Consider the following 10213-nt stretch of genomic DNA (forward strand, 5'->3'; position numbering starts at 1 on the left):
CTCTTCCATTTGCACAACATTCCGCAGGAAAGGAGGCAAGAGGCAATTACGACTCAGGAGGCTACCTGACTGTTGAATACTTACTTTTTTATTTTGAAGATATCTACTCTTATTAACTCTTATCTTTTTAACTCTTATCCTTATCTTTTACTTCTTCAAGATGAAGCCCCACAATCACTAAATCTCGCCTGATACCATCTAAATCAGCTACTCTCGGTAAATAACCCCAATGTTCAAAACCAAATTTATCAAATAAACTTAAACTAGGATTGTTATGAGCAAATATAAAGCCAAGTAAAGTCTTAATTCCCAATTGAGGGCTACGATAAATTGCCTCTGAAAGTAATTTTTTTCCTATTCCTTGACCTTTATATTCAGGAGCAACATATATACTTACCTCTGCTGTAGCTTTGTAAGCTGGTCTGTCATAAAAAGACTGAAAACTCAGCCACCCAACAACTTTATCATCCAATTCTATGACCAAAATAGGACGACTATTTGGTGAGTGTTCTTGATACCAGGAAATACGACTTTCAACCGATATAGCATCTGGATCTGCCGTAGCAATACGACTAGGAATTGAGGCATTATAAATTTCTACAATTACAGTTAAGTCTTTTGCTTCGGCATTTCTGATTTTCATTACTGATTTAGCAGTCTTAGGGAATTCCAAATAAAAAAATATACAATTACCCTGAATTTAGGGAGTAGGGAATAGAGGCAGTGAAACAAATAGGTCTAGTTCAAATTTTACGCATTTTTGATTAATAAACTCTATATAGCTAAAGTTAGAAGTCAGAAGTCAGAAGTTAAATTTTCGCTTTGACTATATTTAAGAAGAGCCAGAATGTCCAGGCCAGTAATGGCTAATAGTACAGAATATAGAACCCAAATTGGTTCTACATTCTGTAGTTAAATATAGGTAGATGGAGAGATGAGGCCATTTTTCTATCTTTATTTCTCTATCTCCTGACTTCTGACCTCTGATTTCTGACTCATATGCGAAAAACCTGCACCTTTGCTAATATTCCAAATGGCTTCTACATAGCTCAACTCAATGAAATTTGTATAATTCCATCACATCTTGAATACCCATTCGGGAACTAGCTCCTAAGTTCAGAGATGAAATATGGCCACGACTGAGATGGTCAGCCGCAGCACAACCAATCATAGCCGCATTATCCGTACAAAATTTTAGTGGCGGAAATAGTACCTGCAAATTATGATTCGCTGCTGCTTTACTTAAGTGCCATCGCAAACCACTATTAGCTGCTACACCTCCACCAATAGCAATTGTATTTAAGCCGTAGTCTAATGCACAGGCGATCGCTCTTTTTGTTAGTCCCTTTGCTACAGTTTCTTGAAAACTGGCTGCAATGTCCCTAGTTACTGGAGAATTAGATAATAACTCATTATCCTCTTTTTCTAATTTCTGAACTAATCGCAATACTGCAGTTTTCAGTCCACTGAAACTAAAATCATAAGGATGATAACCACCTCCAGGCAAAGAAATTTTTCCTTCAGGAAGAGGAAATGCTGATTTATTCCCTTCTGCTGCTAGTTTATCAATTACAGGTCCACCTGGATAACCAAGCTTTAATAATCTAGCTACTTTGTCAAAAGCTTCTCCTGCTGCATCATCTCTTGTTTGCCCTAAAGTTTCATATTCCCCACAGTCTTTGACATAAATCAAACTGGTATGACCTCCAGAAACCAACAAACATAGAAAAGGTGGTTTTAACTCTGGTTGACTCAAATACGTTGCATAGATATGACCTTCTAAATGATGGACTCCCAGAAAAGGCTTGTCATGGACAATAGCTAGAGTTTTTGCTGCAGTTAGACCAACTAACAGAGCGCCAACTAAACCAGGGGCACAAGTAACTCCAATACCATCAATATCTGGCCAATCTAAATCTGCCTCTATCAAAGCCTGAGCGATCGCCTGATTAATTATTTCTAAATGTTGCCGTGAGGCTACTTCTGGAACTACACCTCCATAAAAGCTATGAATATTAATTTGTGACTTTACAATATTACTTAAAACTTGATTATTCTTAACAATTGCCACAGATGTTTCATCACAACTTGTTTCTATAGCTAAAACCCTTGTCATTGCTTGATAAATTGATATTAATATTGTCAGAATACTAGCACTAAATAAATTTGGTGTTGGTATGAATAAAGTATTGTAAAATCAGACAAACAAGAAATACCTGCGGTGGGTCACATCGTGGTAAAAATGTCTGTGGAGAATATGCAGAAGGCATTGCATAAATATTGGCCTACCTCGTATTTATCGAAACAGAAAATCTTGATTGTGAACTCAAGAATACCACTTCAAAACAATCGCTTTTGGAGTTGGAAAAATGTAAATAAGAAAATCCCTACTTTTAGCTTAATTTAGCAACAGAAGTATGGATAATTGTCAACACTTTGTAATAAAAGGAAACAATTCCATGAGACGATTGTTGGCTTTAGTTTTAGCCATTAGTCTTTGGGTAACTTGTGTACCTGCAGCATCAGCATATAACTTAGTACCTTGTTCAGAATCACCTGCTTTTCAGGCACGAGCCGAAAATGCTCGCCCTACTACCGGCGATCCCGAATCTGGTACAAAACGATTTGAACGTTATTCTCAAGAACTTTGTGGAGAAGACGGTCTACCTCATTTAATAGTAGATGGAAGCCTGAAGCATGCTGGCGACTTCACCATTCCTAGCATTTTATTCTTGTATATTACAGGTTGGATTGGTTGGGTAGGTCGTTCCTATCTTCAAGCAGTTAAATCTGAGAAAAATCCAGAAGAAAAAGAGATTATTATTGACGTACCTTTAGCAATCCAAAAAATGTTAGGTGGCTTTTTATGGCCTATGCTAGCATTAGGTGAATATACCTCTGGTAAAATGTTTGCTAAAGACGACGAAATTACTGTTTCCCCTCGCTAGAAAAGTGACCAACGGAGCAGTTAAAATTAGGTAGTTTTAGTCAGTATAAAAATACTGATTAATAATTACCAACCTTATCTAAAACAATGTTTAATAGAAGCAATCAGTAATCAGTAATAAGCAATCAGCAAGATCATTTTTTTTAATGTGCAAAAAGGGGATTTAAACCTTTCATAAACAATAGTTTTTGGGAATTTTACCTAATAAAAGCTGATAGCTGAATGCTAAAAGCTGATAGCTAATTAACATTGGCTGAACAATACCTGATTTAAAAATCAGTTTCAGGAGAAATATTCATGCAAGACTTACTTAAGTATCTTTCCACAGCCCCTGTTTTGGCTGCAATTTGGATGACTATCACAGCCGGAGTTTTAATCGAATTTAATCGCTTTTTCCCAGACCTGCTTTTCCATCCAATGTAAAAGCAAAAAAGTTAACATTTTGAGTTAAGTCAAAATTTATCTGGATTATCTGAACTATTGAAATATTCAGATCGAGTCTAATAGTCTGAAAAAAGATTTAGATCAAATTCAGCCTCAATTGCAAAGTTAAAAATGGTGGTGAATACAGAAATCAATATTCTCAATTAAATACAGTTGAAAATTTGATTTCTGACACCATTCTATATATGGCAGTTGTGATATTAATGAAGTAGAATATTTATTGATATTCTCTACTGCTTATTTCTCGTCTCCTAAAATCCAAAACTTGTATATCTTAACCTTGGTGAGAAGCGGTATACAAGAAAGGTAAAATCAAAAACTTTAAGACCTCTGAAAAACTGACTTAATGAAATCCTATCTCGCTGCAGCAATATCAATGACAAGCGTACCTGACTTGTCAAAAAATTTAGCACAAGCAGAAGAATTAATAGACTTAGCTATCCGTCAAGGTGCAGAATTAGTTACCTTGCCAGAAAATTTTCCCTTCTTAGGTAAAGAGGAAGAAAAAATATCTCAAGCAGAAGCGATCGCTACAGCAAGTGAAAAATTTCTCAAAACAATTGCTCAAAAGTACCAAATCACAATTTTAGGAGGTGGCTATCCAGTACCGACAACAGATGGCAAAGTCTACAATGTTGCATCTTTAATTGAGCCTAATGGCATAGAAGTAGCAAGGTATGAAAAAGCCCATTTATTTGACGTTAACTTGCCTGACGGTAATACCTATCGAGAATCAAAGACCGTCAAAGCAGGTACTCAGCTACCATCAATGTATCCATCCAAAGATTATGGGAATTTAGGTATATCAGTATGCTACGATATAAGATTTCCAGAACTCTATCGACATCTCTCAAATGCAGGAGCTGAAGTTTTATTTATACCAGCAGCCTTCACCGCATATACAGGAAAAGACCATTGGCAAGTATTACTCCAAGCGCGGGCCATAGAAAATACCTGTTATATTATTGCCCCAGCTCAAACAGGTAATCACTACGGCAGAAGACAAACTCATGGCCATGCAATAATAGTTGATCCCTGGGGTTTAATATTGGCAGATACTGGGGACAAACCAGGAGTGGCGATCGCAGAAATTGACCCTACTCGCCTAGAACAAGTCCGTAGACAAATGCCATCTCTCCAGCATAGAGTGTTTTAGTTGTAGGAATAAATTTCTATATAAGGTTGCTTGAAAAAGATAGTTTTAATCTCTACGATACTGCTTTTTTTTGGATAATTTTTGTAAAAATGCAAGATTTTTGAGGCTCAAATACTCATGTTCTTGCACTTTATATTTATTAGACATCTCCGATAATCAAAAATCAAATCAATTATAGCGTAGAAATAATCAATTTTTTCCCCTATTTCCTGCTCCCTACTCCCTACTCCCTCTTTTCTGGAGAGGTCTATTCAGCAATCTCTATTATAGATACCTCCAACTATAAAAAGCATAACTCTAGTGCAGGATGACGGAAATAAGTGACCAGTAACAAAATACTCAAAGCCTTACCAATCAAAACTTCTGAATTCTGAATTCTGAATTCTGACTTCCGCGTAGCGGTACTAGTATCTTTTATAATCACTACAAAATATTTTTATACCCCAAATACTAACCCTCTGTACCCAAAGTCCTGCTAAATTAAATCAGAGTGATTTAGAAAGATTTAATGTTTACTTCAATGGCAGGGTCCAATTTTTTTAGCGAAATTTTCTTATTTCCTTTGTCAGGCAATATTCAACCAATCATGGCTACAGCAACAGAAACAGGAGCCGAACCAGCAATGGTAGTAGCAGGAGTTCTTCTGAGCCTAGTGGCCATTTATATAGCTAGTAAAGCAGGGGGCGAATTTTTTAACTGGCTAGGTTTTCCACCAGTATTAGGAGAACTGGTAGGGGGTGTAATTATAGGTATTTCTGCCCTAAACTTAGTAATTTTTCCAGAAAGTGGGGCTGATAGTTCTTCGTCAGTAATTATTAGCCTCTTAGAGGCAACAGCAGGTCTAGCTCCTGATGCTGCTGAGGCTACATTTCAAGTCCAAAGTGAGGTACTAGAAGTTCTAGCAGAACTAGGTGTCATCATTTTGTTATTTGAAATTGGTCTAGAATCTAACATTAGAGACTTAATGCAAGTCGGTATTCAGTCCCTTATTGTTGCAACTGTCGGAGTTGCATTGCCATTTATTGCAGGTACAGCAGGAATGATGCTAATATTCCATGTCTCAGCAGTACCAGCAATTTTTGCCGGGGCTGCCCTGACAGCGACCAGTATCGGTATCACTTCCAGGGTACTAGCAGAAATTAACCGTCTCAACACACAAGAAGGTCAAATTATTCTTGGTGCTGCAGTTATAGATGATGTCATGGGTATTATTATCCTGGCAGTGGTAGCAAGTTTAGCGAAAACTGGCGAAGTAGATGTAATCAATGTTGTCTATCTAATTGTTAGTGCTAGTGTATTTTTGGTGGGCGCAATATTGCTAGGTCGTTTCTTCAATGAGACTTTTGTTTTCTTTGCTGAAAAATTTAAAACCAGAGGAAGAGCAGTTATTCCAGCTTTGACAATTGCATTGTTTATGTCTTACGTTGGTGCTGCTATCCATTTGGAGGCAATATTGGGAGCTTTTGCTGCTGGATTAGTTTTAGATAACTTAGATGAAACAGAGGTTGGAAAAGAATTGGAAGAATTAATTCGTCCTATTTCTGATGTGATCGTTCCTATTTTCTTCGTCACTGTGGGGACAAAAACTAATCTAGGGGTACTTAACCCAGCTATTCCTACTAACCGCGAAGGTTTAGTAATTGCCATCTTCTTAATAGTAGTTGCCATTATTGGTAAGGTTGCCTGTGGTTTTAGTGTATTTGGTTTGGGTTCAGTGAACCGTTTAGCTATTGGTGTTGGTATGGTGCCACGGGGTGAAGTTGGTTTAGTCTTTGCCTCAGTTGGTTCTGCTAGTGGTGCTTTATCCCCAGCTTTGGATGTAGCAATTATTCTCATGGTGATTATTACAACATTCTTAGCGCCTCCCCTCCTACGAGTAGTATTTGGAGAAGCAGAAGCAGAAGAAGTTCCAGAAACTTCTGGTTAGTTTTGAGGCGTTGCTGAATGCCGGTATAGTAGCTCAAGAGTCAGATAGGTGAGTTACACAGAAGACAAAGGAGTTTTTTCCAAACCTTCGTAGGAAGAAGATATGATTTGATCTTATCAATGATTCTTTATTTACCTGAATCAGAAACTCTATACCTAAAATCAGCAACGCCTACCTTTTATGCAGATAATCAATTTAGCTCAAAAGTCTCTGTGTAGAAAAACCAAAGAGTCTAAGTTTCCGTCAGGAAAAAGCGCAAATCCTCCTGGAGAGACAAAAGACAGCAGAAAGTCCCTACCAGTGATGGAAAGGGAATCCTGCATTGTCTAGTAGAGTAGCGTTGGGAGGATGTCAAGTTAGTATGATATCAAATCTGGTAGCATCGGTATAAAAAAGCAGAGAAAACGGGTTTATTAAATACCCCACTATACTAACATCTACTTGTCATAAACTCGGTTTCTTATAACACTTCCATTGCAAACGGATTTGATATGACTTGCGCTTAAGATGTCTTACATTTAATTGCTTCGAGCAACAAAGTTTTGAGCAACACTACTGACTTTGCCCAGATAAAATTGAATAGGCAAAAATAGCAGCTTGAGTGCGATCGCGCAAATTTAACCTCCGGAGAATATTAGTAATATGATTTTTGACAGTCTTCTCAGAAATGTATAGAGTTTGAGCTATTTCTCGGTTATTAGCACCAGAAGCAATTAACTGTAAAATTTCTTGTTCTCTCGGAGTTAAATCTTGCCAACTTTGGTCTCGGTTATTAACAGGAATTGAGATTTGAGAAATCACTTTTTTACCTATACCAGGTCCTAATTGTGTATAACCTTTATATACAGATTGAATTGCCTGAGCTAATTCTTCTGAAGGTGTGTCTTTTAATAAGTATCCTGCTGCTCCATATCTCAATGCTTGAGTAACATATTCATTATCATCAAATGTAGTTAATATTAACACTTTTATCTCTGGAAAACGCTGAGTAATTTCTTTAGTAGCAGCTACTCCATCCATAATGGGCATTCGTACATCCATTAAAACTATATCTGGTTGTAGATTTTCTATTTGATGTATTGCAGTTGCTCCATTTTCCGCTTCTCCCACTATTTCTAAATGATTTTCTAACTTTAATAAAGCTTTTAATCCACGGCGGATTAAATTTTCATCATCAACTAATAAGACTTTAATCATAATTTATATAGAATAGGTATGGATGGAGAAATAATTGATAATTTATGGATAATATTCGAGATTTATAATAAAATGTACAATTAATTTTGCATAAACACTAATGTGTAATTAGTTTTGCATAAGCACTTATGAAATACAAAAAATTGTCCTCCTTATGAAGCAGCCCATCTTCCCATCAATTTTTGGTAGAAAACATTAGCATATTTTATATAATATAGCGTTTTTAATACGAATAAGGTACACCTATATTTTTTTCTTCCCTATTCCCTATTCCCTATTCCCTATTCCCTAAAAGAGGGAAAATTAACAATTATTTTACATCCTGCACCAGGGTTAGTCAAAATCTCTAACTCGCCTCCTAATGCTAAAGTACGTTCTCGCATTCCCTGCAAGCCAAATCCAGTAGTATTTTGTTTTAAGTTGAATCCTTTGCCATTGTCTTGAACAATTAGATGTAAATTTGTGGTAGTGAAAATAGAAATTTCTACTGTAGTTGCTGAGGCATATTTATAAATATTAGTTAATGCTTCTTGCACTATACGATAAACAGCAATTTTTACTTCATAATTCAGGGAATAATTGATACTTATATTGCTTGTAGGTAAAATACCAGTAGACTTATAAAAATCTGCTATTAAATTAGCGATCGCTGATTCTAAAGATTCATTTAGCCAGCAATTATCCCGTAAAGCTGCCACTGACTGACGTACTTCATTTAAAGCTTTTGAACCTAATTGTTTAGCATCTGCCAAAAATTCCATTGATTCTTCCGGTTCTGATTTTCTCAGTTTCCAAGCTGCCTCTAAACTAACATTTAAAACTGTTAAATAATGTCCTAAAGAATCGTGAATTTCCCTAGCAATCCGATTTCGTTCTTCTAAAGCGACAATGTTTTCTATTTTTCTGGCATATTGTCGTAGTTTTTCATTGGCAATTGCTAGTTCTTCTCGACTTTTTCGTTCTGACATTACTGTTTTTACTAATAACTGAAGAAAAATTATCAATAACCCAAACATAATTATTGAGGTGAATAGAACTAAGATAAATCTTTCTCTAAGCAATAATGGAATTATAGTCAGTTTTTGTAATCTTTCAATTTGAATAAGTGTAAATACAGAAAAAACAAATATATTGATAATTATATTTTGCTGCTCGGCAAAAATCAAACAATCGCGAATTACTAAAATTAGACATAACATTGGAGATAAATGTAAACCACCAAAGAAGGTCATAATAATTATTAAAATAATTTCGACAGTAGTGTAGATAATTTTATAGTAACGGGATTTATTAATCGGTAAAAATATTCCCATTATGCTAAATATTATCAGGATAAAAAGATTGATATAGAGTAGATTTGATACTTCTGCTGCGGGAAAAAAATGTATTGGACGACGACCATATAGAGGGAATTTAAGAATTTGACTTAGAGCAATGATTCCCAATAAAATCCATTCTAAGTAGAGTAAAAAACGAATAGGATGTTTACTTATTTTAGATAAAAAAATCATCATAATCATAAGTTTGTAGAGAATTGATCTGGGCACAATTTTAGCATAAATCATCACAATAAAATTTTCAGAGTTAATCGTAGGACTAAAGTCCTAGAAAAATTTAGGACTTTTTTCTCTAGTTATTTGAGAGGGGTAACTTGTACTTTAGATTTAAGTAAACACAAGTAGCAAAAAAATAATTGCGAACAAATACAATGAGGCGATCGGCCAGATAAACAAAAACAGGACTTACCCAGAAACATTATAAATATCTAGTGTTTAGAACTAAAAAATAGATAAGTTCTGCAAGAAAACCAAAATATTAAATGAGGAAAAATTAATTATGAGACGTTTATTTAGAAGAGGACTATTTTCCAACTTCAACTCGGAGGGAATAGAAGGTACTTCAGGAGATGGTAGCCTACTCAATACCTTAAGAAATAATATCGGTTCCAACTTCGAGGGCATAGAAGGCATTCCAGGAGATGCTAGCCTACTCAATACTTTAGGAAATAATATCGGTTCCAACTTCAACTCGGAGGGAATAGAAGGCATTCCAGGAGATGGTAGCCTACTCAATACCTTACGAAACAATATAGGTTCCAACTTCGATGGCATAGAAGAAATTCCCGGAGATGGTAGCCTACTCAATACCTTACGAAACAATTTAGGTTCCAACTTCGAGGGCATAGAAGGAATTCCCGGAGATGGTAGCCTACTTGATACCTTACGAAACAATATAGGTTCCAACTTCGAGGGAGTAGAAGGTATTCCAGGGGATGGTAGTCTACTCAATACTTTACGAAACAATATAGGTTCCAACTTCGAGGGAGTAGAAGGTATTCCCGGAGATGGTAGTCTACTCAATACCTTAGGAAACAATATAGGTTCCAACTTCGAGGGCATAGAAGGAATTCCCGGAGATGGTAGCCTACTCAATACCTTAGGAAACAATATAGGTTCCAACTTCGAGGGAGTAGAAGGTATTCCAGGGGATGGTAGTCTACTCAATACCTTAGGAAACAATATAGGTTCCAACTTCGAGGGCA

9 protein-coding genes are annotated in these 10213 nt (G+C 36.1%); 5 read left to right on the top strand and 4 right to left on the bottom strand.

The window, feature by feature from the left end; translation table 11 throughout:
- Positions 1-127: 127 nt before the first annotated feature.
- The gene (locus ACP6PL_RS19900) at positions 128-643 is read right to left on the bottom strand and encodes a GNAT family N-acetyltransferase (protein ID WP_426547011.1); all 516 of its coding nucleotides are present in this window, start codon (positions 641-643) and stop codon (positions 128-130) included.
- A 411-nt stretch (positions 644-1054) separates the two neighbouring features.
- Positions 1055-2116 carry a tRNA (adenosine(37)-N6)-threonylcarbamoyltransferase complex transferase subunit TsaD gene (tsaD, locus tag ACP6PL_RS19905; protein ID WP_426547012.1) on the bottom strand — a complete coding sequence of 354 codons (1062 nt, stop codon included), beginning with the start codon at positions 2114-2116 and terminating at the stop codon, positions 1055-1057.
- 343 nt (positions 2117-2459) lie between these two features.
- Here tsaD and ACP6PL_RS19910 point away from each other — a divergent pair, with 343 nt between their 5' ends.
- The 4 genes from ACP6PL_RS19910 (at position 2460) to ACP6PL_RS19925 (ending at position 6474) form a co-directional block, all read left to right on the top strand.
- Positions 2460-2948 carry a Photosystem I reaction center subunit III gene (locus tag ACP6PL_RS19910; protein WP_426547013.1) on the top strand — a complete coding sequence of 163 codons (489 nt, stop codon included), beginning with the start codon at positions 2460-2462 and terminating at the stop codon, positions 2946-2948.
- A 296-nt stretch (positions 2949-3244) separates the two neighbouring features.
- Entirely contained in the window at positions 3245-3370 is a 126-nt protein-coding gene (psaJ, locus tag ACP6PL_RS19915) for a photosystem I reaction center subunit IX (protein WP_426547014.1), read from the top strand.
- Between the two features lie 367 nt (positions 3371-3737).
- Positions 3738-4547, top strand: coding sequence for a carbon-nitrogen hydrolase family protein (locus ACP6PL_RS19920; protein ID WP_426547015.1), 810 nt, complete (start codon positions 3738-3740; stop codon positions 4545-4547).
- Between the two features lie 520 nt (positions 4548-5067).
- Positions 5068-6474 carry a cation:proton antiporter gene (locus ACP6PL_RS19925; RefSeq protein ID WP_426547016.1) on the top strand — a complete coding sequence of 469 codons (1407 nt, stop codon included), beginning with the start codon at positions 5068-5070 and terminating at the stop codon, positions 6472-6474.
- A 552-nt stretch (positions 6475-7026) separates the two neighbouring features.
- On the opposite strand, the gene ACP6PL_RS19930 is transcribed toward ACP6PL_RS19925, so the two are convergent.
- Positions 7027-7671, bottom strand: a complete 645-nt coding sequence (locus ACP6PL_RS19930; protein WP_426547017.1) for a response regulator — start codon at positions 7669-7671, stop codon at positions 7027-7029.
- A gap of 281 nt (positions 7672-7952) precedes the next feature.
- Complete coding sequence (locus ACP6PL_RS19935) at positions 7953-9185, bottom strand: sensor histidine kinase (RefSeq protein ID WP_426547018.1); 1233 nt, start codon at positions 9183-9185, stop codon at positions 7953-7955.
- Positions 9186-9507: 322 nt separating this feature from the next.
- On the opposite strand from ACP6PL_RS19935, the gene ACP6PL_RS19940 reads away from it, so the two are divergent.
- The coding region (locus ACP6PL_RS19940; RefSeq protein ID WP_426547019.1) for a hypothetical protein at positions 9508-10213 on the top strand (706 nt) is incomplete at its 3' end.

It is taken from the genome of Dapis purpurea BLCC-M126 (genome assembly GCF_050015975.1).
Taxonomy (GTDB): Bacteria; Cyanobacteriota; Cyanobacteriia; order Cyanobacteriales; family Microcoleaceae; genus Trichodesmium.

Coding starts and splice junctions, on each gene's coding strand:
- ACP6PL_RS19900 (WP_426547011.1), bottom strand. CDS start 643: ATGAAAATCAGAAATGCCGAAGCAAAAGACTTAACTGTAATTGTAGAA.
- tsaD (WP_426547012.1), bottom strand. CDS start 2,116: ATGACAAGGGTTTTAGCTATAGAAACAAGTTGTGATGAAACATCTGTG.
- ACP6PL_RS19910 (WP_426547013.1), top strand. CDS start 2,460: ATGAGACGATTGTTGGCTTTAGTTTTAGCCATTAGTCTTTGGGTAACT.
- psaJ (WP_426547014.1), top strand. CDS start 3,245: ATGCAAGACTTACTTAAGTATCTTTCCACAGCCCCTGTTTTGGCTGCA.
- ACP6PL_RS19920 (WP_426547015.1), top strand. CDS start 3,738: ATGAAATCCTATCTCGCTGCAGCAATATCAATGACAAGCGTACCTGAC.
- ACP6PL_RS19925 (WP_426547016.1), top strand. CDS start 5,068: ATGGCAGGGTCCAATTTTTTTAGCGAAATTTTCTTATTTCCTTTGTCA.
- ACP6PL_RS19930 (WP_426547017.1), bottom strand. CDS start 7,671: ATGATTAAAGTCTTATTAGTTGATGATGAAAATTTAATCCGCCGTGGA.
- ACP6PL_RS19935 (WP_426547018.1), bottom strand. CDS start 9,185: ATGATGATTTTTTTATCTAAAATAAGTAAACATCCTATTCGTTTTTTA.